This window comes from Actinorectispora metalli, from assembly GCF_056323685.1.
In genome coordinates, this window is the sequence record NZ_JBREYE010000002.1 from 1640044 (window position 1) to 1665558 (window position 25515).

Consider the following 25515-nt stretch of genomic DNA (forward strand, 5'->3'; position numbering starts at 1 on the left):
CTTTACCGATTTGGCATTTGAACTTTGTTTCGTCAGAACTGTCTCAATAGCGATGGGGTACACGGCCTGCCTACTTTACAACTCAATCCGCCACTGAGGTACGCCCGCCGGTTCCCACGCTCCCCGCAGTCTTCCAGTGGGGCATCGCGGACTGTGTACAGCGACTAGCGCCTAGCGAAACACACTTGCGGGACTCGGACTCGCCCGCGAGGCGCGACAGCAGGCCCACCGCAGCATACCGAGTGGATCCGGAACCGAGCATGGCGCTGAAGGGCGGTGGCAACCTCCGACACCGGAGGTCAGCTCGGATCCGGATCGACCCACCATTGGCGTCATACTTCACTGCATCAAATGCGATACGAATCAACTCGCCAGCTTGGGAAGGAGTGGGGTCAATTACTGATGAAATAATTTCTCGACCTGTTCGAACAAATTCACGCCGGCAGTTCAAGCATTTTCCTAGATTCTACCCGCTTCTCCCCAGTGCGAGTAATGACCACGTGCTCTTCGTCCTGATAGTGGACCAAAGCTTTCTCGTCGAGCGTACGAAGCGTGCGACGAAGATTCACTCTCATAGATGCCGGTACCCATAGCCTCAGTTTCGATATCGACACACCTTCCGCACCCACGTGATACAGCAAGACGAGGACTAGGTCGCTTGCGCGAAGGTCGGTGCGCAGTACCTTAGGCTGATCATCAAAGGTCTGAACCACGGGATACTTGCGCGTGACGAGGCCTGCCACAAGTCTCTGAGCCACGTCGGCGCTCACATGCTTGCTCAGGCGTACGAATTCGGCCAGAACCCAATCGAGCACCGAGACGACGAGTGTTGCATCTTGAAGATTAGGGTCTATGCCATCGGCGAGATGAGCCGCATCCCGACTGTTGCGAATGTCATAGACAATTCGCAACGCTCTCGGCATGTATATGCGCACTGACTTGGGGAATTCTTGAGCGCGGAGCGCAGACAGTTCACGAGCGACGCGTTCAGTATCCAAACTCTCACCAAGAGGGGTGAACTTGTCCATTGTCATCGACTGGAGGACCCTGTACGCGGCTTCACAGAATCTGCCACCCTCTACCGCGCTCAGCCGATGACCACCCAGGAAGTAGTTCCGTTTTGCTTCCCCATACGCTCCGAGCAGTTCTCGAACCAGGGTGACCTCATAGGCCGACTCCAACACATCACGTAGACTGCCGGTCATTGGTCATCCTCGGGCGAAGATGTTCCCCGCCTAACCTGCCCAGACGACCGCTTCTGCCGATACGGGTGGTCTTGGAGAGCGAGCTTCACAGCTGCCCTGTCGGGAAGAGCATCGACAAGGGCCTCACCACGTGTGGTGATCTGTTTGGCGCCCTTTCCCGCAGAAACGATGTACCCACTGGACCGGTCCGCGTTGTCGATGTCTCTTGACAGGTTGCCGAACTTCTGTCCAGCTGCCTCCGTGTTTAGTGCACCGATATCGGCCCCCTTGAAGTGAGCAACATCCCGATAACGAGCCAGGTAGTACGCGAGACAAGCGATGCGCTCCACCTGCGATTGAGGCTTCTTCCGGCTCATAAAATCACGCGGATTGAGCACAGTATCTGACGCCACCTGGATCGGCTGAACGCCCGCCGAGTCGCTTCCCAATGCTTGCCGTTCTCCGACGTGGAGATCGGAGATTCCCAAAGACTCGATCAACCATTCCACTGCGCGCTGTCTCGCGCTTTGATCCAATACCGCGAGAGCCGAAAAGGCCGTCTGCATGGCCCTCAGCTCCGCCAAGCCGCTTTCCACAGGTCCCAGGCCGTTCCCGACCACGTCAGGCACAGACTGCTGCGAGGTGCGCTCGGTGGATGGCTGATCTTCTGGGTGTTCGGCTCCCTTGCCATCCACGCCCTCAGGTTCGGTCACAGCATTCCTCCTATCATCCGCTACATGCCCACTCCGAGGAGCGGCTCCCAACCTGGCCCATGGATGTCGCACGTATGTCGCAAAGCGGTTGCCCTGATGGCTCAGGAAGTCGTTTACGCAGGTAGACAAGTTTGCAGTTCACTCGAAAGAGTGGCCCGCCTCGCTACCGAAGCACTACAATCCGGCCAGAGCTTGGAGGTGACACCTTGCTTGAGCTTGGAGCGAATATCCGAGCGACCTGCGCTCTCCTCAAAGACCTCCTCACGGACTACCCGACGTACCGAAGGCGCTGGCGCGTACACTGTGAACGCACTTCGAGGCAACTGAATCAGGCGGCTGTCGCCAAAGTGGTACAGCTTCATCTTCGGGCTACGGGTGTCTACCGGGACGATGACTCTTCCGTCGCTTGGATGTTGAAGGATCGGATTTCCCGAGCAATGGCAGGGAAAGTGCTCTCAGCCGAGACACTGACCTGGATTATTGATGCCTTTGATATGACAGAAACTGATCGAAGCCGATTGTTGGATCTATTCTCAGGAAAGGAGCAAACAGGAAGTCGGATCTCAAATACGTTGCGCCACAGAAGGGAGATGATCAGGCGGCAGTGCCACCGAACCGTCAACTTGGTCGAAAGATACAAATTCGATGATAACGGTCGCCTGCATTGTAGACATACGACGCACACAATTCGGGCCATGGAAGACGGAGTGGACATTTACATATTCAATCACGAACCCCAGGCATCCCATATTGATGTTGTTTATGGTGGCCGACCAGGCCGAAGGTATGAATATGGCGGCGGACTACACTGCGTGGAGATCGAACTCGACCGATCGCTGATGAAAAACGATACCATCGGACTCGAATACTCCACCTATTTCGACCAGGCTACGAGACCTCTAACTGAGGTGCGCCGTGCAGCCTTCGCCAGGGTAGAAAACATCGACTTGGCAGTCAAATTTGAAGGTATGCATCCACGCAAGTCCTGGTGGTGCGTCTGGGAAGATCACGTCGACGGACTACCTCTCGCGGAACAACCCGTAGCCATCGCGAAGGGATCTATTAGGAATTTCATAGAGTCCATCGAAGAGACGGTTGTCGGCTTCCGATGGATTTGGTGATGTTAACAGTTTCTACCGCGACACAACACAAGTCACCGATCTTCAGGGTTGGTTCCCGCTCAGGGGTTACCTGTCGGGTGCCCAGTGGGCTGGGCGGAGCGTTCCCAGGTGAGGTAGCGGCCGGTTTCGCCCATGACGCTCGCCGCCAGCCAAGCCAGGACGCCCGCGTCGTCGGTGAAGCCCAGGACCGGGAGCAGCTCCGGGATGAAGTCGATCGGCGAGATGAGGTAGACGATCGCCGCTGCCCAAAGCAGGGGCTGCCAGCGGGGGGCGCCGGGATAGTTGTTGCGGCGCAGGGCCCCCACCAGGCGGGGCAGCGCCTTCAAACGGGCGACCGGCCCGCCGCTTTTGGGTAGCTCGGCGGCGGGTCCCGCCTGTTTGGCCCAGGCTCGGCGGCGCCAGCGCACCACGCCGATGATCAGCGCCAAGGCCCCGAGGGCGATGAGGATCAGCCCCAGCAGCTCGGAGGAGATGAACCCGAACTCCTGGGGCCTGATCGCCCACCGCAGGATGATGCCGAGCCCGATCAGGGCCACGCCAACGCCGATCACGCCGCCTCCAGACTTCGCGTCAACGCCAGCGTAACGGCGTCGGCGGCTACTTGCCCTTGGACAGTTCCTCCTGGCGCTTGCCCTTCTCGTACTCGTAGTTCTCGTCGGCGTTGACCGGCTCCTTGATCATTTCGCTGGCCGCCTGCCGGGCCGCGCCCTGGCCGTCGATGGTGTGCGCCATGCCGTGGTTGCCGTGGGCGCCGATGTTGACCGCGTCGTCCATGGAGCCCGCGCGGCTCCGGGCGCCCTGGGGGAACCAGTTGTTGGCCTTGTCCAAGGTCTGCTGCATGGTGCGGAAGTCCCTGCCGTGCCTGCCCGCTGTCTTGCCGAGGGACTTCGCCATGTCGCCCAGCTTCTTGGACAGCTTGGCGAGCTGCTCGGCGACCTTCTTCAGCTTCTCGAACTTGTTCAGCCACACCGCGAGCTTGTTCAGCAGCTTGGAGATCTTGCCGGTGATCTTGCCCGCGGTCGCCGCTCCCCTGGCCACCGCGAAACCCGCAAAGGCGGCCATCGAGCCGCCCAGGGTGAACCAACTGGAGGCAGCCGCCGCGATGAAAGCGGCGATGATCTCGCCGATGACCTGGGCGATCAGGTCGCGGATGATGCTGCGGACGGTGGCCACCAGCATGCCCGAGTTCTGCACGCCGCTGGCGACGCCGTCGGCGATGGGGCCGAGCATCTTCGCCTGCTCGGCGAGCTGGCCTGCCGCCTTGCGGTAGGCGTCGCCCGCCTCGCCCTTCCAGCTGGAGGTCTGCTCCTGCGCGGCGCGCTGGAAGTCCTCGGCGGCCCTGGTGACCTCGGTCTTGACCTCCTCGCGCCAGATCACCGCCACCCGGTTGATCGCGCCGGGGTCGCCGGCCAGCGCGTCCAGCGGCTCCTTCAGGAAGACGAGGTGGTCCATCAGCCAGCCGACACCCGCCGCGGCCAGCGAGCTCAGCGGGTTGGCGATGAAGCCGAGAGCGTCCAGGCCGACGGCGATACCGTCAAAGGCCAGGTCCTCGGGGTTGTCGAAGTCCTTCTTGACCTGATAGAGGCTGTCCCAGAGACCGGCGCCGTCCATCATGTTGTGTTCGTCGACGTCGAAGATCTCCATCAGTTCCCCCCGAACAGCTCGGCGTTGTCCTCATCCACCTGCTGGTACGCCTTCGAGCAGTCGCGCACGCCGTCGGCGGTGTCCTTCAGCGCGGTGGCCATGTCCGCGATGTGACCGCCGGTCTCGGCGATGCTCGACCGCACCCCCAGGCTGAACGCCTGTCCGATCAGGCCATAGGTGCCAACCCCCAGGTCGACGCCTCGCCCCTTGTTGCCCGCGGCCTCCAACTGGCCCGCGAAACCGCCCACGGCACCCGCGTGGCTCTCCAGGTCGCCGTAGGAGACCTCGAATCCGTCACCCATCAGTTCACCTCAGCACCGATCCGCCATACGGCTGGTCGTCATCGTCGGAGTGGTCGGGCCGCGGCCTGCGGGGCTCGCCCTGCTCCTGGGTCGCGGCGGGGTCCTCGGCGCGGGCGGCGTCCATGTGCTCACGGACGAAGTCCATCGCCGCGGAGTTGCCCCCGACCAGCGGCAGCAGCGCCTCCTGAGCCTGCGCCGATGCGACATCGTGAGCCTTGCGGATGGTGTCGGCGATCACCGTCGCCAGCCGCTCATGGCCGAGGTTGAGCGCCTTGGGGGTCAGGTCGAGCTTCTCGAGCCGCCCGCCGGGGGCGAGAACCACGTTGACCGTGCCGTCCTGGCTGGACGCGCTCGCGCGCATCGTCTTGATCTCGTCCTGCACCTGCTGGGCACGCTGCCCGATCTCGGTTACCCGGCGCGTGTAGTCGTCGAGCCACTGCTGGGCTCCATCAAGACTGGGAGATCCCACTTGCCACCCCATTTCCGTTCGGCGCTCACTGTGCCGTTGGACGTGGATCGCAGTGGATCTGGTTCCGTCCTATTTCACCGGATGTGCCGATGACTTTCCGTAGCGGGCGTGATGAGCGCTCAGCAACCGTCGCATCCGGTCGATCGGTGGTTCGACCGTAAGCAGCAGCACAATACCGACAACGGCCAACAGGAGGGCATCCCGGCCTGCGGCTATCCAGACCGCGGCGGGGGCATCGGATGGGACGAGCGTGACGACCCGGACCGCTCCCCACACCGCGAGCGCGAGTGGGACCAGCGCGATGAGCACCGAGTTGCGGACACCGCGGGGTCGGGCCTCGGTCAGGCGGGCGGTCTCCGCGGTCACGGTGTTCTTCCGCTTCTTGCCGCCCCGCTTGGCGAACTGGGCGGCGAGAAAGGGCTCGCCGTAGCGGATGACCCTGGCCTGCATCGGGGCGCCCAATCTGCGCGGCGCGATGAGGAACAGCAGGCCCAACGCGGTGCCGAAGAAGCCGAAGAACAGGGGATGGATGCTGATAAACCATGCCTGGTCGACCTGCGGCCACGGTGTGCGGAAGGGGTCGGCGCGCGGGGCGTCAAGCAGCGGGACGGCTGCCAGCCCGGCCAGCAGCGGCGAGGCGGCGAATACGGTGCCCAGCAGCACGGCCCGGACCTGGCCCCTGCCCAGCGGGACTGCCGCCTTGTCCTCGGCGGTGATGGGCCAGTACTTGTCCTCTTCGTCGGAGGACTCGCGAGGACGGCTTTGACGGAATATCCGCACCGCCGACACGGCCGTGCAGACCGCGCAGAACAGCAACGCGATGGCCATCGGCACGAACACCGTCTGACCGAGCCAGATGAACCGGGCGCTGTCGTTGCGGGCCAGGAAGCCCAGGGTCCGCCCGTCGCTGGACTGGGACACCGGCACGTCGGAGCCGAGGTCGTCGGGGCTGAGCTGACCTGGCGTGAACGTCACGACCTCGGTGTCGCCGCGGTCCCAGCGCACCTGGGCCCGGCAGGAGTAGGTCGTACCGAAGCCCCAGATGCTGATCGGGCCGTGCTCGACGCACGCCTCGACCCGCGCGGTGCCCAGAGACAGTGCCCTCGGCGAACCGGTCATGCCGTCGGTGACGCGCAGGACCGTGGACATCGACAGGAACACCGCGAGGGTGAGCAGCGCCCATCCGAAGGCCACGGCGATGCGCCATGGCCTGCGGACAGGATGGTCCGAAGTGTCAGACGCCGCGCTGTTCACGAAGCTTTTTCAGCGCCTCTTCCAGGATCGCCTGGCCGTCGGCGTCGCTGCGCCGCTCCTTGACGTAGGCGAGGTGGGTCTTGTACGGCTCGATACGGGGCGCCGCGGGCGGCGCCTGCTCGTTCTGACCCGCGGGAAGACCGCAGCGGGGGCAGTCCCAGTACTCCGGGAGATCCGCCTCCAACGCGAAGGACGGGCGCGATTCGTGCCCGTTCGCGCACCAGTACTGAACCCGTCGCCGCGGCGCGGACTCACCTCGTTCGGACTCGCCCATGGGACCTGCACCGACCCGCGTGCCCCGGATCGCGTTCCCACCAGCCATCGTATTCACACTCCCACTACATGTGTGGTTGCCCAAGTGTTGACAGCGTGCGACCGCCGCTCACCGGCCAGTGCGGCCGGACGATGACTCCCCCCTGAAGTCAGGTCGCTTTCAGAATCAAACCAATGCCCACAATGGAGATCACCCAGATCGACCCGATGAACAACGTCATCCGGTCCAGGTTCTTCTCCACGACCGTCGACCCGGCCAGGCTCGACTGCATGCCGCCACCAAACAGGCTGGACAGCCCGCCGCCCTTGGCCCGGTGCAGCAGCACCAGCACCACGAGCAGCACGCTGGAGATCACCAGCACGATTTGAAGGACGAACTTGAACGTATCCATCTGGTCCTCGCTCTTGCGGCGGTCGACGTCACAGAGTACCCGCTCGGTGGCGGCCCACGTGCGATGCGTCCCCAACGACCACGTCGTCTACTGCGGTGGCGATTACCCTACATCGCCTGCGGATCCGGACCCCCTGTCACCTTGAAGACATGTCCGCAGGTCAGAGCATCCTAGGCCGAACGGTGTAGCGGTGAGCGGCTCATCGAGGTATCGCCGGAAGCCCTGCGCGGGCGCGGTGAAGCCCTGGGATTCGGCGCGCTGCCCACCCCCGCGCCGCCGTGCGGCGGCGGCCACCACGACGTTCTCGATCACCATGAACGGTCGGGCGCCACGGGTGACGTTGGGCAGCACCGCGCAGTCGCGGTGCCCGCGGGCGCGCCGTCCTGCTCGGCGACCAGGATGGTGCGCCCTGCCTGGACGGGCGATCCGGCGCCACGTTTCGGCGGCGGTGTCCGCGGCGGGACGCGGGTCGTCGGAGTGCAGTTCGGCGTACAGGTCGAGCAGCGCGGGCAGATCGGCCTCGGTCGCGGGCCGGACGGTGATCGGCATCAAAGAATCGTGTCGTCGCGTTCGACCCTGGTCACGCGCAGGTGACACACGTCGCGGACGAAACGGCCCGGCCTGGTGTCGCCGGGGACCACGAGGGTGGGCCGGGTGAGCAAGCGCCCGTTGTAGCCGGTGGCCAGCAGCGCGGCGCAGGCACCGAACTCGGGGTCGACCTCGGCCCAGGACAGCAGCGCCCGGTGCCCGTCGGTGGAGCGGGCCAGCACCACGAAGTTGAGGCGGTCCAGCTTGGGCCACTCCCTGCCGCGCAGTTCGACCCGTGCCAGCACATCGTGCAGGGGGACGCCCACCACGCTGTGCACCTCACGGGACCGGGTCGTCGAGTACGACACGTCGACCGGCTCGCGGGCGTGCGCATGCAGGTCGGAGGTGGTGAAGACCCAGTCGCGGCTGATGTCCCCGTCGACCAGCACCTGGTCCGGCCGCAGCTGCCTCATACCAGCGATCCTAGGCCAAACCACAACGTGTAACCGCAGTTGCGGGGTTATGCTCGGTGTTGTGCCGAATTTGCGGATCAGCGAGGCTGCCGCGTTGCTGGGCGTCAGCGACGACACGGTGCGGCGGTGGATCGACCAGGACCGGCTGAGCGCCGTGCAGTTGGAGAGCGGGCGCATGGGCGTGGCGGGCCATGAGCTGGCGGCCTTCGTGCAGCGCGTCGCCGAGACTCCCGAGCCGGGCGTCACCATCGCCGCCTCTGCCCGCAACCGGATGCGGGGCATCGTGACCCGCGTGGTCAAAGACGGGGTGATGGCCCAAGTGGAGCTGCAGGCAGGTCCGTTCCGCGTGGTTTCGCTGATGAGCCGGGACGCCGCGGAGGAACTCGGCCTGGAGGTCGGCAGCATCGCGGTGGCGTCCATCAAGTCCACCCACGTCGTCGTTGAAATTCCGGAGTCGTGATGCGAGTGCTCGCGCTGGCGGTCGCGGTCGCGTTGACCGTGGCAGGCTGCGGCGGCGAACAGAAGCCGCAGACAGTGACCGTGTTCGCCGCGGCCTCGCTCACCGAGACCTTCACCAGGCTGGCCAAGGACTTCGAAGCCGCCAACCCCGGCGTGCGGGTCACCCTCAACTTCGGCGCGAGTTCGGCGCTGGCGCAACAGGTCAACCAGGGGGCGCCTGCCGATGTGTTCGCCTCGGCGTCGCCGGTGAACATGAAGCAGGTCACCGACTCGGGCGCGGTCACCGCGGCGCCGAGGACCTTCGTCCGCAACCGCCTGGAGATCGCCGTGCCGAAGGGCAACCCCGGACGGATCGGCGGGCTGCCCGACTTCGCCCGCCAGGAACCCAAGATCGCGCTGTGCGCGGAGCAGGTGCCGTGCGGGGCGGCGGCGAAGAAGGTGTTCCAGCAGGCCGGGATCACCGCCCGGCCGGACACGCTGGAGCAGGACGTCAAGGCGGTGCTGGCCAAGGTCCGCCTCGGCGAGGTCGACGCCGCACTGGTGTACCGCACCGACGTCAAGGCGGCGGGCGACCAGGTCGAGGGCATCGCGTTCCCACAGGCGGACCAGGCGGTCAATGACTACCCGATCGCCCCCACCGCGAAGGCGACCGACAAGGCCACGGCGTTCATCGAGTACGTGCTGTCGGATCGGGGGCGCGTGGTGTTCGCCGAGGCCGGTTTCGACCTGCCGTGACCTCGCGCGAACGGGTCGTGCGGGGCGGGCTGCCGGTCGTGCTGGTGCTGCCCGCCGTGCTCGGACTGGCGCTGCTGCTCATCCCGCTGCTGGGGCTGCTGCTGCGGGCGCCGTGGTCGACGCTGCTCCCCCGGCTGTTCAGCGCCGAGGTCGGAGCGGCGCTGCGGCTGTCGCTGCTGTGCGCGACGCTGGCGACGGTGATCTGCCTGTTGCTCGGCGTGCCGCTCGCCTGGCTGCTGGCGCGCGGTGGCCTGCCCGGCTCGGGGCTGCTGCGGGCGCTGGTCACGGTGCCGCTGGTGCTGCCGCCGGTCGTCGGGGGCGTCGCGCTGCTGCTGGTGCTGGGCAGGCGCGGGCTGATCGGGCAGTACCTGGACGCCTGGTTCGGGGTGTCGCTGCCGTTCACCACCGCCGGGGTGGTGCTCGCCGAGGCGTTCGTCGCCATGCCGTTCCTGGTGATCTCCGTGGAGGGCGCGTTGCGCGCCGCCGACCCCCGGTACGAGGAGGCCGCGGCCACCCTCGGCGCGTCGCGGTGGCTGGTGTTCCGGCGGGTCACGCTGCCGTCAGTGCTGCCAGGGGTCATCGCGGGCGCGGTGCTGTGCTGGGCGCGGGCCCTCGGCGAGTTCGGCGCCACCATCACCTTCGCGGGCAACTTCCCTGGCCGCACCACCACCATGCCGCTGGCGGTCTACTTGGCGTTGGAGACCGATCCGGAGGCGGCGATCGTGCTGAGCATCGTGTTGCTGCTGGTCTCCGTCGTGGTGCTGGCGGCGTTGCGCAACAGGTGGATCGGCGGACCGGCATGACCCTCGACGCCGCGCTGCGGGTCACCCGCGCCTCCGGGTTCCGCTTGGACCTCCCCCTCACCGTCGCAGCGGGCGAAGTGGTCGCGCTGCTCGGACCGAACGGCACCGGCAAGACCACCGCGTTGCGGGCGTTGGCGGGGCTGCTGCCGTTGTCGGACGGGCACATTCGCCTCGGCGGCGACACCTGGGACGCGCCGCCGGGGGTGTTCCTGGCCGCGGAACGCAGGCCGATCGGCGTGGTGTTCCAGGACTACCTGCTGTTCCGACACCTGTCCGCACTGGAAAACGTGGCATTCGGCCTGCGGGCCCGTGGCGTGCCGCGGGCCCAGGCGCGGACGGCGGCGGCAGGCTGGCTTGAGCGGGTCGGGTTGGCCGCCGAGGCGGGTGCCAAGCCGCGGACGCTGTCCGGCGGGCAGGCGCAGCGGGTGGCGCTGGCGCGGGCGCTGGCCACCGGCCCGGAGTTGTTGCTGCTGGACGAACCGCTCGCCGCGCTGGACGCGAGCACCCGGCTGCGGGTGCGGTCGGAACTGGACCGGCACCTGCACGACTACCCGGGCCGCACGCTGCTCGTCACGCACGACCCGCTGGACGCCATGGTGCTCGCCGACCGGCTCGTGATCGTCGAGCGCGGTCTGGTGGTGCAGGAGGGGACGCCCGCGGAGGTGGCGCGGCAGCCGCGCACGGACTACGTCGCCAACCTGGTGGGGCTCAACCTGTACCGGGGCACCGCCCGCGGCACGCGCATCGACCTGGCCTGCGGCGGAACGCTCGTGGTCGCCACCCCGGCGCACGGCAGTGTGCACGTGGCGTTCCCGCCGTCGGCGGTGAGCCTGCATCCCGAGCAGCCGGGCGGCAGCCCCCGCAACGCCTGGCGGGCCACCGTGTCCGGGGTGGAGCCCCACGCACACACCACGCGGGTGCGCCTGGACGGCACGCCGCCGGTGCTGGCCGATGTCACCACCGCGACCGTGGCGGAGCTGCGGCTGCGTCCCGGCGAGGTGCTGTGGGCGGCTGTGAAGGCCACCGAGGTGCGCGCCTACCCGACCTGATAGGTCTTCTCGGGTGTCGGAATTGGTGCGAAGCCTGCATGAGCGGGCGGCGCGGGCGCTGCCCGCGGAGCGGATCGAGGTGGTCGACGGCTGGTGGCTGCGGCACGGCTGCGGTGACGCCTGGTGGGTGGAATCGGTGCTGCCCCATGCCGATTCCCCCGCCCTGATGCGGCAGGTGGTCGCGGCGGAGAAGTTCTACGCGGCCCACGGTTCGGCCGCGCGCTTCCAGGTCAGCCCGCCCGCGTGTCCGGACGTGCTCGACGCGGTCCTGGCGACACGGGGCTACCGCGGGCACACGCCCATGTCGTTGCAGGTATGTGACACCGCGCAGGTCTTGGAGCAGCGGTCCGCGCTGGAGGTGCGGGTGGCCGGGCGTCCGGACGACGTCTGGTTCGGGGTTTGGCACGCGGTCACCGGCCAGGACTTCGGCTCCGAGCGGGAGGTGCTGGCGCGTGTGCGGCAGCCTGCTGCCTACGCCTGCGCGGTGATCGGTGACGAGGCCGTCGCGGTGGGCCGCGCGGTCGCCGACACCGGTTGGGCAGGGGTTTTCGGCATGACCACGCTGCCCCGAGCCCGCAGGAAGGGCGCGGCCCGCGCCGTGTTGATCGCGCTCGCCGACTGGGCGCGGGCGCAGGGCGCCGACCGGATGTACCTCCAGGTGGAACGCGACAAGCCCGCGGCGCTGCGGCTGTACGGGCGGGCAGGCTTCAGCGAACTGTGTCGCTACCACTACCGCAGCACGTGAGGCTCAGCCGCCCACGTGGATGCGGGGACGGCGGGGCTTGTCCCGCTCGGCGGTGCGCAGAATCTCCCGCACCACGGGCGGCGTGTCGCCCCGGCCGAGAATCAGGTACCGCCGCGGCCAGTGCGGCGATCGCGGGCAGGTAGGACAGGGTGGAGAAGTAGTCGACGCCGGTCAGGCACATGACCTTCCACCACGGCTGCGGTGCGGCGTGCGCCTCTTCGGTCTCCGGTCCCGGCACGGACACCCGGTGCCGCAGCAACCAGCGCGCGACTGGGCTCGACGGGGGCTTCGGGCGGACGGGGCTGTCCACCGACTCGGGCGGGACCAGGTCCGTTGCGCTGCTCATGTGCGGTGTCCTCGGGCTTCGGGTACGCCGCAAGGATGCCGGCCGCCGCCCGCGGGATGAGGGCCTTCACCGGGGTGAAGGCCCTCCCGGCGATTACGGCAGCGGGCCGCCCGCGGCCAGGGCGCAGAGCTTGGCGAACTCCTCGCCGTCCAGGCTGGCGCCGCCGACGAGGGCGCCGTCGATATCGGGTTGCGCGATCAACTCGGCGATGTTGTTGGCCTTCACCGAGCCGCCGTAGAGCACTCGCATCTCGCCCGCGATCTCCTCGCCGTACTTCTCGGCGAGCCTGGACCGCAGCGCCGCGCACACTTCCTGCGCGTCGGCGGGGGTGGCGACCTTGCCGGTGCCGATGGCCCACACCGGCTCGTAGGCGATCACCACATCCTTGAGCTGCTCGGCCTTCAGACCCTTGAGGCCCTCGATGAGCTGGGTGTTGCAGTGGTCGACGTGACCACCCTGCTCACGCACCTCGAGCTTCTCGCCGACGCAGAAGATCGGCTTCATGCCGTGCTTGAGCACCGCGCGGTTCTTCTTGTTGACCACGTCGTCGGTCTCGTCGTGGTACTCGCGGCGCTCCGAGTGCCCGACCACCACGTACTCGCAGCCCAGCTTGGCCAGCATCGGACCGGAGATGTCGCCGGTGTAGGCGCCGGAGTCCTGCGGGGAGACGTCCTGCGCGCCGTAGGTGATGAGCAGCTTGTCGCCCGCCACCAGGGTCTGCACGCTGCGGATGTCGGTGAAGGGCGGCAGCACCGCGACGTCCACCTTGGCGAAGTACTTCTCCGGCAGCGCGAACGCGAGCTTCTGCACCAGGGCGATGGCCTCGAGGTGGTTGAGGTTCATCTTCCAGTTGCCCGCGATGAGCGGTTTACGGCTGGGCATTCAGTCCTCCAAGACCGCGACGCCGGGCAGTTCCTTGCCCTCCAGGAACTCCAGCGAGGCGCCGCCGCCCGTGGAGATGTGCGAGAAGCCGTCCTCGCCGATGCCCAGCTGCCGCACCGCGGCGGCACTGTCGCCGCCGCCGACCACGCTGTAGGAGTCCGAGTCGGCGATGGCCTGCGCCACGCCGCGAGTGCCGTCGGCGAACGGCGCGAGCTCGAACACGCCCATCGGGCCGTTCCAGAACACCGTTTTCGCCGGGCTCAGCACTTCCGCGAATCGCTCCACAGTGGACGGGCCGATGTCCAGGCCCTTCCAGCCGTCCGGGATGGACTCCGCGGGCACGGTCTTCGTGTTGGCCTCGGCGCTGAAGTCGTCCGCGATCACCACATCGGTCGGCAGCACGATCTTGCCGCCCGCGTCCGCCAGCAGCTGCTTGCAGGTGTCGATCATGTCCGACTCCAGCAGCGAGTCGCCAACAGAGTGGCCCTGTGCGGCGAGGAACGTGAAGCACATGCCGCCGCCGACCAGCAGGCTGTCCACCTTGGGCAACAGCGCCTCGATGACCGCCAGCTTGTCGGAGACCTTGGAGCCGCCGAGCACCACGGCGTAGGGCCGCTCGGGGTCGCCGGTCAGCTTGCGCAGCACCTCGAGCTCGGCGAGCACCAGCCCGCCCGCGTAGTGCGGGAGCAGCTTCGCCACGTCGTAGACGGAGGCCTGTTCGCGGTGCACCACGCCGAAACCGTCGGAGACGAAGGCACCGTTGTCGCCGGTGAGGGCGACCAGTTCGGCCGCCAGCGCCGCGCGTTCGGCATCGTCCTTGCTGGTCTCGCGGGAATCGAAGCGGACGTTCTCCAGCAGCACGATGTCGCCGTCGCCGAGGGCGGCGGCGTAGGACCGCGCGGATTCGCCGACCACGTCGGTGGCCCGCTTGACGTCGCGGCCCAGCAGGTCCGCCAGCCGGGCGCCGACCACTCCCAGCGAGTAGCGGGGGTCGGGTGCGCCCTTGGGGCGGCCGAGGTGCGAGGTCACCAACACCCTGGCGCCCGCGTCGGAGAGCGCCTTGACGGTGGGCAGCGAGGCGCGGACCCGGCCGTCATCGGTGATCACAGAACCGTCCAGCGGCACGTTCAGGTCGGCGCGCACCAACACGCGCCGCCCCGAGACGCCCTCGGACAGCAGGTCATCCAGTGTCTTCACGACATGCCTTCCGAGGTGGAGTTCTCAGGCGAGCTTCGACCCGACGAGCTTGACCAGGTCGGCAAGGCGGTTGGAGTAGCCCCACTCGTTGTCGTACCAGCCGACGACCTTGACCTGGTTGCCGGTGACCTTGGTCAGCGGCGCGTCGAAGACGCAGGACGCCGGGTCGGTGACGATGTCGGAGGAGACGATGGGCTCCTCGCTGTAGCGCAGGATGCCCTTCAGCGGGCCGTCGGCGGCGGCCTTGACCGCGGCGTTGACCTCTTCGACGGTGACATCGCGGGAGAGGCTCGCGGTCAGGTCGGTGGCCGAGCCGGTCGGGACCGGCACACGCAGCGCGTAGCCGTCCAACTTGCCGTTGAGCTCGGGAAGCACCAGGCCGATGGCCTTCGCGGCGCCGGTGCCGGTGGGCACGATGTTGATCGCGGCGGCGCGGGCCCGGCGCAGGTCCTTGTGCGGGGCGTCCTGGAGGTTCTGGTCCTGGGTGTAGGCGTGGATCGTGGTCATCAGGCCGCGTTCGATGCCGAAGCTGTCATGCAGCACCTTGGCCATCGGGCCGAGGCAGTTGGTGGTGCAGGAGGCGTTGGAGATGATGTCCTGCGAGCCGTCCAGGTCACCGTCGTTCACGCCGAGCACGACGGTGATGTCCTCGCCCTTGGCGGGCGCGGAGATGATCACCTTCTTGGCGCCGCCCTCGTCGATGTGCTTGCGCGCGTCGGGGGCGTTGGTGAAGAAGCCGGTGGACTCGACCACGACATCGACGCCGAGGTCGGCCCAGGGCAGCTTGCCGGGGTCGCGCTCGGCCAGGGCCTTGATCGTGCGGCCGCCGACCTTGATGCCCTCGCTGGTGGCCTCCACGTCGTCGGAGAGCCTGCCGAGGACGCTGTCGTACTTGAGCAGGTGCGCCATCGTGGCGACGTCGCCGAGGTCGTTGAAGGCGACGATCTCGATGTCGTGGTTGCCGGCCTGCACTGCGCGGAAGAAGTTGCGCCCAATCCGGCCAAACCCGTTGACACCTACGCGAACCGTCACGGTGCGTCTCCTCATGCCTGTCAGCCCGGCCGATATGGCCAGTACGTCCCTACGGTTATCCGCAGTCAACCCTAGCGGGACGCACCCGGAATGAAAGCCCGAGCCCTGCTGAGCTGCGCCGAATGCGGCAACCATCACGCGACACCCGCCCTTCACAGGCAGCCAGGTGAGGTGTGCTCCCCTGTTCTTGCTCCAGTCCCTGAGCGTGGCCCCGCCGAGCAGGCGGGGCCACGCGGTGGGGCCTAGGAGCGGTAGGCGTTCCAGTGGTCGTCCATCCGGGCCACCTGGCCTGCGGTGAACTGGTACATGCACTTGTCGTGGGAGTAGTCCATGAAGTTGTGGATCGGGTCGAGGCCGGGCTGCTCCGCGCAGGTGTCCGCGCCCTCGGGGCAGCCGGAGGTGTCGTAGGCCTGGATCGGGGTGTCGGCGACCTCGTCGTTGTCGTAGTCGCAGCGACCGTCTCCGCTGTCGTCGAAGGTGTGGTAGAGGCCAAGCCAGTGGCCGACTTCGTGGGTGGCGGTGTCGCCCTCACCGAAGTTGGTGTTGCTGCCGCCGGGGATGGTGGTGTTGCTGACCACCACACCGTCGTCCTTGGTGCCCGCGGACTCCGAGGGGAACGTGGCCACACCGAGCAGACCGTCGCTGGGCTTGGTGAAGTACAGGTTCAGCGAACTCTTGTCGCCCTTGAACAACGCGGTCCGCATCTTGGTCCTGGTGGCATCGCCGCTCATGCCCGCGCGGTACCAGCTGCGGTTGCTGGTGTAGTCGGTCGACTTGAGCTCGAAGCTGTAGCGGGTGGCGGTGTTGCCGGTGCCCTCGCCGCCGAAGGTCTTGTTCAGCCAGTCGATCTGGCCCTGGATCTGGGCCGCGGTGAGCTTGCCGTCATCGCCGTTGGTGATCACGTGTGCGTAGACGGGAATGGTCACCGAGGTCGAGCGGGTGACGACCCGACTGCGACCCGCGGCGGACGAGACGCCCTTGGCGGCCAGCCGCTCCTTGAGCTCGCGTTCCATGCCCGCCGCCTCGCCGCGGGTGACGGCGTTGAGGTCGGACTGGTTGGCGTGGCCCTCCACGCGAGCCGCCGACGAACCGCTCGCGCACTCGGCGCCCGCGGGCTGCGCGTTGCCTGACGAGAACGGGGTGATCAGGACGGCGCCCGCCACCGCGGCGACGCCGAGCAGGCGCGCCGAATTCCACTTGGACATGCAGGGTCTCCAGCAGGGTAAGGAAAGCCGACGCAGGGGTGGTCGACTGTCAGGAGAACCTACGTTCAGATGGCCATATGCGGAATGTCTTTCCTGTCTGCAAACGTCTCAAAGCTGTAACGGCAGCCCGGCCTCGGCCAGCGCGAGCGTTTTCCGCCGCACCCGACCCTCCGCCGGGGTGATCACCTCGGCACGCAGCGGACTTCCCCGAAGCGCCCGGTCGCGGACCTCGCCACCCGGCGCGGGCGCCCGCCGGAACACGGACTGCGTGAGCGCGGCGCGAGCCACCCTGGCCAGCCGCCGCACCGCACCGTCGACCATCCCGTGCTGGTCGAACCCCAGCCTGCGCAGGTACCGCGGGATGAGCGCCACGGCGGCGGCCCGCACGAACGGACTGGACGGCCACAACGCCGCGGCGGCCCGGCGCGTCGGCGGGTACAGGACCGACTCGATGAGGCGCCTGGACTGCTCGGTCACGCACAGCCGCGGGCGCATCGCGGCGAAGTACTCCCGCACTCCCGCCCGGTCCGCGGGGACGTCGGCGGGCGAGCAGGTCTGGAGTTCGGCGGCGACCGCGCACTCCTGCCAGTACCGGCGCTCCTGCGCCGTCGACAGCGGGCCGGGGCCGTACCGCTCGGAGGCGTAGAGCACCGAGTGCCAGGCGGTCAGGTGCACCCACAACTGGGCGCCCGGATCGTTCGCCCGGTAGATCTGCCCGCTCACCGGCTCGAAACCGATCATCGTGCGGTGCAGGCGTTTGAGCCGCCCCGAGGCCTCCAGCGCGGTCCGGCTGTCGCCGAAGACCACGGCGAGGAAGTAGTCGCCGGTGCGATCCAGCCTCCCGCGGGGATCGTCCACGACAGCCGAGTGCTGGGCGATGCCCGCCGCCGAACCCGGTTCGAACAACTGGATGACCATCGACCGCAAGACCGCGATAACCGCCGTCGGATGGGACCAGACGCGCCAAGTCGGCGAGCCGGGGCCGAAGAAACCGTAATCCTCATGCCGTGGGTGCATGATTCCTCCACGATCCCCGATGAAACAGGAGATACACTACATGTTGCACCTGTTGCATGGTGAGAGCTGAGACCGATGGAATCCGAGATCGCAGTGCTGATCGCCCAGGCCTTCGATGGCGAGTCGATCGACGAGCGGGACCGCACCCTGGTCCGAATTCTCGACGGCACGGTGGCGGAACTGGCCGCCGTGGGCATCGGCGGCTTCACCATGGAGGGCATCGCCCGTCGGGCCGGGGTCAACCGCGTCACGCTCTACCGCCGCTTCGGCGATCGCGACCAACTCCTCGCGGCGGTGATCACGCGTGAGGGGCAGCGCGCCATCGCCACCATGACCGAGGCGATGGGCCGCGCCGAGGACGTCGTGGACGGTTTCGTCGAGGCGTTCGTGGCGATGATGTCCTTCACCCGAGGGCACCCGGTGATCAGCCGGACGATGCGGGTGGAGCCGGGCAGCCTGCTGGCGATCGCCACCGCCCAGGACTCGGTGCTGCTGCGGCTGGCCTCGGGCTTCGTCGCGGCGACCATCCGCCGCGCCCAGTCGGAGGGTCGCGCACAGCATCTCGACGCCGACGACGCGGGCGAGACGGTGGCCCGGCTCTTCGCCTCGTTCCTGGTGCTGCCCGGCGGCCGCGTCGGCCTCGGCGACGCCGACGCCCTGCGCGTCTACGCCCGCCGCACCCTCGTCCCGATGATCTTCGGCCCATGACCGCTACGGTGCCACGGCAGCCCGCACACTCACCCGCGACGGAGTGAAGGGCCTGCCGCACAAGTGGGTTGTGACGTGGGTGTCGGCGGTGCGTTGCGTGATGAACGGCCTCACCGCGGCCGGTCTGTCGTGAGCATGTCCTGACGACCCGACCGCGAGCTCCGCGACCGCCACGCCGGCTCTCGCCTGACCGGTCAGTCGGCGCCGTCGAGCATGTCCGGGGTGACGGCCGACTCGGTGTCGGGCATGCCGGTCTCGTGGGCCTTCTTATCCGCCATGTTCAGCAGGCGGCGAATCCGTCCCGCGACCGCGTCCTTGGTCATCTGCGGTTCGGCAAGCTGGCCCAACTCCTCCAGCGACGCCTGCCGGTGCTCGAGCCGCAGGTTGCCCGCGGCGACCAGGTGGTCGGGCGCGTCCGGGCCGAGGATCTCCAGCGCGCGGGACACCCTGGCGGCGGCGGCCACGGCCGCGCGGGCGGAGCGGCGCAGGTTGGCGTCGTCGAAGTTGGCCAGGCGGTTGGCGGTGGCGCGGACCTCGCGGCGCATCCTCCGCTCCTCCCAAGCCAGCACGCTCTCGTGCGCGCCGAGGCGGGTGAGCAGCGCGCCGATGGCATCGCCGTCACGCACCACCACCCGATCGGCGCCCCGGACCTCGCGCGATTTGGCGGAGATCCCCAGCCTGCGGGCGGCACCGACCAGGGCCAGCGCGGCCTCGGGGCCGGGACAGGTGACCTCCAACGCCGAGGAGCGGCCGGGCTCCGTGAGCGAACCGTGGGCCAGGAACGCGCCGCGCCACGCGGCCTCGGCGTCGCAGACCCCGCCGGAGACCACATGGGCGGGCAAACCGCGGACGGGCCTGCCGCGCGGGTCGATCAGCCCGGTCTGGCGGGCGAGCCCGTCGCCGTCCTTCACCACGCGCACCACGAACCGGGTGCCCTTGCGCAGACCGCCGGAGGTGATCACGTGCACGTCGGAGCTGTGGCCGAACAGTTCGTGGATCTCCTTGCGCAGCCTGCGCGCGCAGGCTCCGGTGTCCAGTTCGGCCTCCACGACGACCCGGCCCGCGACGATGTGCAGACCCCCGGCGAACCGCAGCAGCGAGGACACCTCGGCACGGCGACAGCAGGTCTTGTTGACCGCCAGCCTGCTCAGCTCATCCTTGACCGATGAGGTCATCGCCACGTAGGTCCTCCTCCCGGCGCGGTTTCCCGTGCCCTTCAATCCTGTCCCGCTCCACCAGATCCTCCACCAGCGCCGCACGCAACGCGGCGGCCAGTGCGACCGGATCATGTCGGGCCTGCGGGTCCGCCACGCCGATCCGGCCGAAGTGCGCCTGCGCACCGAGCGCCTGCGCGGCCCGGCGTAACCGGTCCGGGACCGGTACTGAGTCAACATCGGCCAGTACCGCGTCGATCCTGAGCTCTGGTGCGTGCTGGGACAGTACGTCCAGGTGCTGTTCCGGCGAAAATCCGGCCGTTTCACCCGGCTGAGGGACCAGGTTGAGAATCACGGCGCGGCGTGCGCCGGTGGTGATCAGTGCTTCGCGCAGGTCGTCGACGAGCAGGTGCACGAGGACGCTGGTGAACCAGGAGCCGGGGCCCAGCACCACGAGATCGGCGTTGCGCACCGCGCGGACCGCCTCGATGCAGGCCCGGGGAGCCTCGTCCGGCCTGCCCGCGCGGTGCAGCTGGATGCGCTTGACCCGGCCAGGGGTGGTGGCCACCGCGACCTGGCCGCGGATGCGCCGGATCGCCGCGGGGTCCTCGTCCAGCCCGATCACCTCGGCCTGGATGTCCATGGGCTCACAGCACATCGGCAGCACCCGGCCGCGCACGCCGAGCAGCCGGGCGGCTTCGTCCAATGCGGACACCGGGTCGCCAAGCACCTCGAAGAGCCCGGCCAGCAACAGGTTCCCCACCGTGTGGCCCGCGAGTGCGCCGCTGCCGCCGAACCGGTGTTGGAACACCCCCGCCCAGCGCTTTCCTGTGTCGTCGTCCCCGGCCAGCGCCGCGAGCGCCTTGCGCAGGTCGCCGGGCGGCAGCAGGCCCAGCTCGCGGCGCAGCCGTCCCGACGAGCCGCCGTCGTCGGCGACGGTGACCACCGCGGTCACGTCGTCGGTGAGCCTGCGCAGCGCGGACAGGGTGGTGAACAGGCCGCGGCCCCCACCGAGGGCCACAGCTTTGAAGGAGCGCACTCCCGGATTCTCCCTACTCACGGCCGAGATCGCGGTGCACGACCTTGATGGCGATACCGTCCTCGTCCGACATCCTGGCGGCGAGTTCCTCGGAGATCGCGACGCTGCGGTGCTTGCCGCCGGTGCAGCCGATGGCCAACGTCAGGTACCGCTTGCCCTCGCGCCGGTACCCCGCGCCGACCAGCTGAAGCAGTTCGCGGTAGCGCTGCAGGAACTCCTCGGCGCCCTCCTGGGTGAGCACGTAGTTGCGCACATCGGAGTCCAGGCCGGTGAGGTCGCGCAGTTCGGGGATCCAGAACGGGTTGGGCAGGAACCGCACGTCCATCACCAGGTCGGCGTCCATCGGCAGACCGTATTTGTAGCCGAAGGACAGCACGGTGATCCGGGTGCGGGTGCTGTGCTCGGTGCCGAACGCGTCCTCGATCTTCGCGCGAAGCTGGTGCACGGACAGGCCGCTGGTGTCCAGCACCAGGTCGGCCTCCTCGCGCAGCGGCTCCAGGAGCCTGCGCTCGGCGCTGATGCCGTCGGCGAGCCTGCCGTCACCCTGCATCGGGTGGCCGCGGCGCACCTGCTCGAAGCGGCGGATCAACACCGGGTCGCTGGCTTGCAGGAACAACACCTTCGGGCGGTATCCGCGGGCGTCCAGATCCTTGATCACGGCGGCGAGGTCGTCGGTGAACGCACGGCTGCGCACATCCATCACCACCGCCAGCCGGGTGATCTGGCCGCGGGCCTGCGCGCCTAGCTCGACCATGGTGGAGATCAACTCGGGCGGCAGGTTGTCCACCACGAACCAGCCGAGGTCTTCGAGGCATTTCGCCGCGGTGCTGCGGCCCGCCCCCGACAGGCCGGTCACCACGGCGACCTCGATGCCTGCCTTGCCGACCGGGTCGGCATTGACGTCGCTCATCTGCTCCCTGTTCCGTTCGTCTTCGGGTCGGCGACGGCCCCGGCGCCCGCCAATGCCTCGCACACCGTCCGCGCGAGTTGGGGGCCGATGCCGGGTACCTCGCCGATCTGTTCCGGGGTCGCCTCACGCAGCCTGCGCAGCGAACCAAAGTGTTTGAGCAGGGCGTTGCGCCGGGCAGGCCCCAGGCCGGGGACCTCGTCCAGCGCGGAGCCCCGCATCCGCTTGCCGCGTTTCTGCCGGTGGTAGGCCACCGCGAACCGGTGCGCCTCGTCCCGCACGCGTTGCAGCAGGTAGAGGGCCTCGCTGGTGCGAGGCAGGATCACCGGGTCCGGCTCGCCGGGCAGCCAGACCTCCTCCAGCCGCTTCGCCAGGCCGATCACCGCGACGTCGGTGATGCCCAACTCCGCCAGCACGTCCGCCGCGACCGCGACCTGCGGGGCGCCGCCGTCGATCACCAGCAGGTTCGGCGGGTAGGCGAACTTGCGCGGCCGCCCGGTGTCGGGGTCGATGCCGGGCCTGCCTTCTGCCTCGGCGATGCGCCCGTTCTCCGGATCGACTCCTGGCCTGTCCTCCGCTTTCGTCGCGGCGTCCACCGCGCGCCCGATCTCCCGCAGGTAGGCGGCGAAACGGCGGCGCACGACCTCCTCGATGGAGCCCACGTCACCGCGGTCGGCGCCCTCGCGAACGGCGAAGCGGCGGTACTCGGACTTGCGGGCCAAGCCGTCCTCGAAGACCACCAGCGAGGCGACCACATCGCTGCCCTGCACGTGGCTGACGTCGACGCACTCGATGCGCAGCGGCGCGCTGTCCAGTGCGAGGGAGTCCTGCAACTCCTGAAGCGCCGCCGAGCGGGCCGTGAGGTCACCGGCGCGGCGCAGCTTGTGCTGGGTGAACGCCTCGTGCGCGTTGCGCTGCACGGTTTCGGCCAGCGCCCGCTTGTCCCCGCGCTGCGGCACCCGCAGCGCGACCCGCGCGCCGCGCAGGCCGGACAGCCACTCGGCGAGCGCCTCGGCGTCCTCGGGCAGTTCGGGGACCAGCACCTCCCGCGGCACCGGGCTGCCGTTGCCACCGCCGTCGGCCTGCTCGGCGAACTCCACCTGCTCGCCGTAGAACTGGGTGACGAACTGCTCCACCAGCCCCGCGGTGCCGACCTCCTCGACCTTGTCGACCACCCAGCCGCGCTGGCCGCGGACCCGGCCGCCGCGCACGTGGAAGACCTGGACCGCGGCCTCCAACTCGTCCTGGGCGAAGGCCACCACATCGGCGTCGGTGCCGTCGCCGAGCACCACGGCCTGCTTCTCCATGGCCCGGCGCAGCGCGCCGAGGTCGTCGCGCAGCCGGGCGGCCCGCTCGAACTCCAACTCGTCGGAGGCGGCCTGCATCTCGCGTTCGAGCCTGCGCATCATGGTGTCGGTGCGGCCGGAGAGGAAGTCGCAGAAGTCCTCGACGATCCCACGGTGCTCCCCGGCGCTGACCTTGCCGATGCAGGGCGCGGAGCATTTGTCGATGTAGCCGAGCAGACAGGGCCTGCCGATCTGGGAGTGCCGTTTGAACACCCCCGCCGAGCAGGTGCGGGCCGGGAAGACGCGCAGCAGCAGGTCCAGGGTCTCCCGGATGGCCCAGGCGTGGGCGAACGGGCCGAAGTAGCGGACGCCCTTGCGGCGCGGACCGCGGTAGACGTGTAGCCGCGGGTACTCCTCGTGCAGCGTGACCGCCAGCATCGGGTAGGACTTGTCGTCCCGGTAGCGCACGTTGAAGCGCGGGTCGAACTCCTTGATCCAGGAGTACTCCAGCTGAAGGGCCTCGACCTCGGTGCCGACGACCGTCCACTCCACGCCCGCCGCCGCCATCACCATCTGCTTGGTCCGCGGGTGCAGTCCTGCGAGGTCGGCGAAGTAGGAGTTCAGCCGGCTGCGCAGGCTTTTGGCCTTGCCGACGTAGATCACCCGGCGGTGCTCATCGCGAAAGCGGTAGACGCCGGGCGCGTCTGGGATCGTGCCTGGTGCGGGACGGTAGGTCGACGGGTCGGCCACGACGACCAGCCTAGATTGCCGCACCGACAGAAGTTCGAGCAGCCTGAAAGCCTATTGCTTGATCAAGTAGTCACCTGCGATGAGTTCTCGGTCCACGAGCGGTCTCTTCATGTGAACGCAGTCTCCACGGAAGGGATTTGTCCGCATGAGCTCCACGCACGAGGAAATCCAGGCCCTGCTGGCCGAACGCGAGAAGGTCATGTATGCCAAGGACGCCGCGGCCGGGATCAAGCACCTCACCGAGGACGTGGTGCTGATGACCCTGGCCCCGCCGCTGCTCAGCCTCGGTCCTGACCTGGAGGGGATGGCCGCCTGGTTCGCCACCTTCGACGGACCCGTCACCTACCGCCTGCACGACCCGCGGATCGAGGCGGGCGAGGACCTCGCCTTCTGCCACGGCATCGCCCGAATGGCCGCCACTCCCGCGGGCGCCTCCGAAGGCTTCAGCATGTGGTTCCGCGAAACCATCGGCTTCCGCAAGGTCGACGGCCGGTGGAAGATCCCATGGCCACAGCTCGGTGCCGTTCTACATGGACGGCTCGTTCCGCGCCGCGCTCGACCTGGAGCCCTGACCCGCGTTCCCGCTCAGCCACCGAGTCGGATGGCCGCCAGCCCCGCCTTGCGGAGTTGGCCGCCTGCGTCGGCGTGGGTGCCGTCGGCGTATCGGGCCCTGGTGAGCACCACCGTCCGGCCGTCGCGGTCAGCCGAGGTCACGGCATTGGCGATGGCGGCGTCGGGCTGGTCACCGGGTTCGCGCAGTGTGCCGCCGGTCGGTGCGGTCAGCAGATAGGCCAACTCACCGGCGGCCTCGGCGTCCTGCATGCGGATGGTGCTCACCGTGACGGTGATCTGCCTGCCGTCCAGCGTGGTGAGGAAAACCTGCTGGTCGAGGTCGTCGCAGGGCCGGGCGGCGAGCAGGCGACGTACCTCACCGGTGGCCATGGCGGTGCATTCGGCGGAGATGCGTTCGGCGTTCACGCCCGCCGTGTGCACCTTGCCCTTGCCGCGGACCTCCTCGAACTGCACGCCGTCGGCCCGCACCTGCGACGGCCCGCTGAACAGGCCGGACACAGATTCCGATGAGGGCAGCACGTTCCAGATCTCCTGGCCGACCATGCCGACCAGGGTCACGCCCAGCGCCACCGGCACACCGAGCGCGCCGACCATCAGCATCTCCGGCGTGATGCCGCGGCGGTAGCTGGTGATGGGCTCCGGCACGCTGATCGACGGCAGCGCCTGCCTGGGCGGGACGGCGGCGGAGAAGCCCTCGTCGGCGAGAGTGCCGTAGTCGGGCAGGTCGTAGTCCAAGTGCAGCGCGCTCAACGCCTCCAGCACCGCTCCCGGTGTCCACTGTGGACCCTCTGGTCCGTGCAGTTGGCGCGCCGCGCGGATGATCTCCGTCGTGGTGCCACCACAGACCAGGAAGCCGGAAAGCTGCTTCGACGCGCGTTCCTGGCGCACCTTGATCCGCGGCCCCGCGACGCACACCAGCCCGCGCACCGGCGCGGTCAGCCCCTGCCTGCGCAGGTTCTCGCGCAGCGCGAAGACCAGCCGGTTCACCGTGTTTCCAGGATTGGGCTCACCGTGGTTTTCGAACCGGGCGTCCATGCCCTCGATGGTCCATGGCCCGGACAACGGGGCCCGCAGCATTCCGCCGCGGTACCAGGGCAGCATGCGGGTGGCGACCACGATCAGCGCCTGCGGGGTGAACAGCACCGCGTCCGCACGCTGGGCCTGTCCGCCGCCGAGCGGGATGGTGACGCCGAAGTAGCCGAGGCCGGGCAACTCGGAGCCGAAGGCGGTGTCCAGCAGCCGTTGGCGGAACCAGATCTCCGCCGCGCTGTGCAA

The 25515-nt window shown here is 68.5% G+C and carries 29 protein-coding genes; 8 read left to right on the forward strand and 21 right to left on the reverse strand.

Going from position 1 to position 25515, the window contains the following annotated elements:
• Nucleotides 1-434: 434 nt before the first annotated feature.
• Nucleotides 435-1205 carry a hypothetical protein gene (locus tag ACU6XJ_RS27930; RefSeq protein WP_476318084.1) on the reverse strand — a complete coding sequence of 257 codons (771 nt, stop codon included), beginning with the start codon at nt 1203-1205 and terminating at the stop codon, nt 435-437.
• Nucleotides 1202-1897 carry a hypothetical protein gene (locus tag ACU6XJ_RS27935; protein WP_476318087.1) on the reverse strand — a complete coding sequence of 232 codons (696 nt, stop codon included), beginning with the start codon at nt 1895-1897 and terminating at the stop codon, nt 1202-1204. Before ACU6XJ_RS27935 ends, ACU6XJ_RS27930 begins: the two co-directional genes overlap by 4 nt.
• A 695-nt stretch (nt 1898-2592) precedes the next feature.
• Here ACU6XJ_RS27935 and ACU6XJ_RS27940 point away from each other — a divergent pair.
• Nucleotides 2593-3018 (forward strand): hypothetical protein, encoded by a 426-nt coding sequence (locus ACU6XJ_RS27940; protein WP_476318089.1) that lies wholly within the window; start codon nt 2593-2595, stop codon nt 3016-3018.
• Between the two features lie 59 nt (nt 3019-3077).
• Here ACU6XJ_RS27940 and ACU6XJ_RS27945 read toward each other — a convergent pair whose 3' ends face one another.
• The 9 genes from ACU6XJ_RS27945 to ACU6XJ_RS27985 all read right to left on the reverse strand — a co-directional run bounded on the left by ACU6XJ_RS27945 (nt 3078) and on the right by ACU6XJ_RS27985 (nt 8353).
• Nucleotides 3078-3569 (reverse strand): YkvA family protein, encoded by a 492-nt coding sequence (locus ACU6XJ_RS27945; protein ID WP_476318092.1) that lies wholly within the window; start codon nt 3567-3569, stop codon nt 3078-3080.
• Between the two features lie 46 nt (nt 3570-3615).
• Entirely contained in the window at nt 3616-4662 is a 1047-nt protein-coding gene (locus ACU6XJ_RS27950) for a hypothetical protein (protein WP_476318094.1), read from the reverse strand.
• On the reverse strand, nt 4662-4964 hold the full coding sequence (locus tag ACU6XJ_RS27955) for a WXG100 family type VII secretion target (protein ID WP_476318097.1): 303 nt from the start codon (nt 4962-4964) through the stop codon (nt 4662-4664). Before ACU6XJ_RS27955 ends, ACU6XJ_RS27950 begins: the two co-directional genes overlap by 1 nt.
• Before the next feature lie 4 nt (nt 4965-4968).
• Entirely contained in the window at nt 4969-5433 is a 465-nt protein-coding gene (locus tag ACU6XJ_RS27960) for a YbaB/EbfC family nucleoid-associated protein (RefSeq protein ID WP_476318099.1), read from the reverse strand.
• Between the two features lie 69 nt (nt 5434-5502).
• Complete coding sequence (locus ACU6XJ_RS27965) at nt 5503-6627, reverse strand: DUF6346 domain-containing protein (protein WP_476318101.1); 1125 nt, start codon at nt 6625-6627, stop codon at nt 5503-5505.
• A 40-nt stretch (nt 6628-6667) separates the two neighbouring features.
• Nucleotides 6668-7009: an RNA polymerase-binding protein RbpA gene (locus ACU6XJ_RS27970; protein ID WP_476318103.1), complete on the reverse strand. Its 342-nt coding sequence runs from the start codon at nt 7007-7009 to the stop codon at nt 6668-6670.
• A gap of 100 nt (nt 7010-7109) precedes the next feature.
• Nucleotides 7110-7352 (reverse strand): preprotein translocase subunit SecG, encoded by a 243-nt coding sequence (gene secG / locus ACU6XJ_RS27975; RefSeq protein WP_476318105.1) that lies wholly within the window; start codon nt 7350-7352, stop codon nt 7110-7112.
• Between the two features lie 102 nt (nt 7353-7454).
• Nucleotides 7455-7901: a hypothetical protein gene (locus tag ACU6XJ_RS27980; RefSeq protein WP_476318107.1), complete on the reverse strand. Its 447-nt coding sequence runs from the start codon at nt 7899-7901 to the stop codon at nt 7455-7457.
• Nucleotides 7901-8353, reverse strand: coding sequence for a molybdopterin-binding protein (locus ACU6XJ_RS27985; protein ID WP_476318110.1), 453 nt, complete (start codon nt 8351-8353; stop codon nt 7901-7903). Before ACU6XJ_RS27985 ends, ACU6XJ_RS27980 begins: the two co-directional genes overlap by 1 nt.
• Nucleotides 8354-8414: 61 nt before the next feature.
• On the opposite strand from ACU6XJ_RS27985, the gene ACU6XJ_RS27990 reads away from it, so the two are divergent.
• The 5 genes from ACU6XJ_RS27990 to ACU6XJ_RS28010 are packed head-to-tail and all read left to right on the forward strand — an operon-like array spanning nt 8415 to nt 12144.
• The gene (locus ACU6XJ_RS27990; protein WP_476318113.1) at nt 8415-8813 is read left to right on the forward strand and encodes a TOBE domain-containing protein; all 399 of its coding nucleotides are present in this window, start codon (nt 8415-8417) and stop codon (nt 8811-8813) included.
• Nucleotides 8813-9547 carry a molybdate ABC transporter substrate-binding protein gene (modA, locus tag ACU6XJ_RS27995; protein ID WP_476318116.1) on the forward strand — a complete coding sequence of 245 codons (735 nt, stop codon included), beginning with the start codon at nt 8813-8815 and terminating at the stop codon, nt 9545-9547. The genes ACU6XJ_RS27990 and modA overlap by 1 nt, the downstream gene beginning before the upstream one ends.
• Nucleotides 9544-10350 (forward strand): molybdate ABC transporter permease subunit, encoded by an 807-nt coding sequence (gene modB, locus ACU6XJ_RS28000; RefSeq protein ID WP_476318119.1) that lies wholly within the window; start codon nt 9544-9546, stop codon nt 10348-10350. The genes modA and modB overlap by 4 nt, the downstream gene beginning before the upstream one ends.
• A complete protein-coding gene (locus ACU6XJ_RS28005; protein ID WP_476318122.1) occupies nt 10347-11399 on the forward strand; it encodes an ABC transporter ATP-binding protein in 1053 nt (350 codons plus the stop codon). Before modB ends, ACU6XJ_RS28005 begins: the two co-directional genes overlap by 4 nt.
• 25 nt (nt 11400-11424) lie before the next feature.
• Nucleotides 11425-12144 carry a GNAT family N-acetyltransferase gene (locus ACU6XJ_RS28010; protein WP_476318124.1) on the forward strand — a complete coding sequence of 240 codons (720 nt, stop codon included), beginning with the start codon at nt 11425-11427 and terminating at the stop codon, nt 12142-12144.
• Here the strand turns inward: ACU6XJ_RS28010 and ACU6XJ_RS28015 are convergent.
• The 6 genes from ACU6XJ_RS28015 to ACU6XJ_RS28040 form a co-directional block, all read right to left on the reverse strand.
• Nucleotides 12107-12490, reverse strand: coding sequence for a hypothetical protein (locus tag ACU6XJ_RS28015; protein ID WP_476318126.1), 384 nt, complete (start codon nt 12488-12490; stop codon nt 12107-12109). The genes ACU6XJ_RS28010 and ACU6XJ_RS28015 overlap by 38 nt on opposite strands.
• A gap of 93 nt (nt 12491-12583) precedes the next feature.
• A complete protein-coding gene (gene tpiA, locus ACU6XJ_RS28020) occupies nt 12584-13372 on the reverse strand; it encodes a triose-phosphate isomerase (protein WP_476318129.1) in 789 nt (262 codons plus the stop codon).
• Nucleotides 13373-14569: a phosphoglycerate kinase gene (locus ACU6XJ_RS28025; protein ID WP_476318132.1), complete on the reverse strand. Its 1197-nt coding sequence runs from the start codon at nt 14567-14569 to the stop codon at nt 13373-13375.
• Nucleotides 14570-14593: 24 nt separating this feature from the next.
• A complete protein-coding gene (gap, locus tag ACU6XJ_RS28030) occupies nt 14594-15601 on the reverse strand; it encodes a type I glyceraldehyde-3-phosphate dehydrogenase (protein ID WP_476318135.1) in 1008 nt (335 codons plus the stop codon).
• A gap of 242 nt (nt 15602-15843) precedes the next feature.
• Entirely contained in the window at nt 15844-16806 is a 963-nt protein-coding gene (locus ACU6XJ_RS28035; RefSeq protein WP_476318138.1) for a zinc metalloprotease, read from the reverse strand.
• 108 nt (nt 16807-16914) lie between these two features.
• The gene (locus ACU6XJ_RS28040) at nt 16915-17823 is read right to left on the reverse strand and encodes an oxygenase MpaB family protein (RefSeq protein WP_476318141.1); all 909 of its coding nucleotides are present in this window, start codon (nt 17821-17823) and stop codon (nt 16915-16917) included.
• A gap of 75 nt (nt 17824-17898) precedes the next feature.
• Here ACU6XJ_RS28040 and ACU6XJ_RS28045 point away from each other — a divergent pair, with 75 nt between their 5' ends.
• Complete coding sequence (locus tag ACU6XJ_RS28045; protein WP_476318144.1) at nt 17899-18531, forward strand: TetR/AcrR family transcriptional regulator; 633 nt, start codon at nt 17899-17901, stop codon at nt 18529-18531.
• 194 nt (nt 18532-18725) lie between these two features.
• Here the strand turns inward: ACU6XJ_RS28045 and whiA are convergent, their stop codons facing one another.
• From whiA to uvrC, 4 genes are read right to left on the reverse strand one after another with little or no spacing between them, the layout of a single operon-like run.
• The gene (whiA, locus tag ACU6XJ_RS28050) at nt 18726-19712 is read right to left on the reverse strand and encodes a DNA-binding protein WhiA (RefSeq protein ID WP_476318147.1); all 987 of its coding nucleotides are present in this window, start codon (nt 19710-19712) and stop codon (nt 18726-18728) included.
• The gene (locus tag ACU6XJ_RS28055; protein WP_476318150.1) at nt 19684-20724 is read right to left on the reverse strand and encodes a gluconeogenesis factor YvcK family protein; all 1041 of its coding nucleotides are present in this window, start codon (nt 20722-20724) and stop codon (nt 19684-19686) included. Before ACU6XJ_RS28055 ends, whiA begins: the two co-directional genes overlap by 29 nt.
• Nucleotides 20725-20737: 13 nt before the next feature.
• Entirely contained in the window at nt 20738-21634 is an 897-nt protein-coding gene (rapZ, locus tag ACU6XJ_RS28060) for an RNase adapter RapZ (RefSeq protein WP_476318153.1), read from the reverse strand.
• Entirely contained in the window at nt 21631-23667 is a 2037-nt protein-coding gene (gene uvrC, locus ACU6XJ_RS28065; RefSeq protein ID WP_476318156.1) for an excinuclease ABC subunit UvrC, read from the reverse strand. Before uvrC ends, rapZ begins: the two co-directional genes overlap by 4 nt.
• A 145-nt stretch (nt 23668-23812) precedes the next feature.
• On the opposite strand from uvrC, the gene ACU6XJ_RS28070 reads away from it, so the two are divergent.
• Nucleotides 23813-24457 (forward strand): YybH family protein, encoded by a 645-nt coding sequence (locus ACU6XJ_RS28070; protein ID WP_476318159.1) that lies wholly within the window; start codon nt 23813-23815, stop codon nt 24455-24457.
• The last annotated feature ends 1058 nt before the right edge of the window (nt 24458-25515 follow it).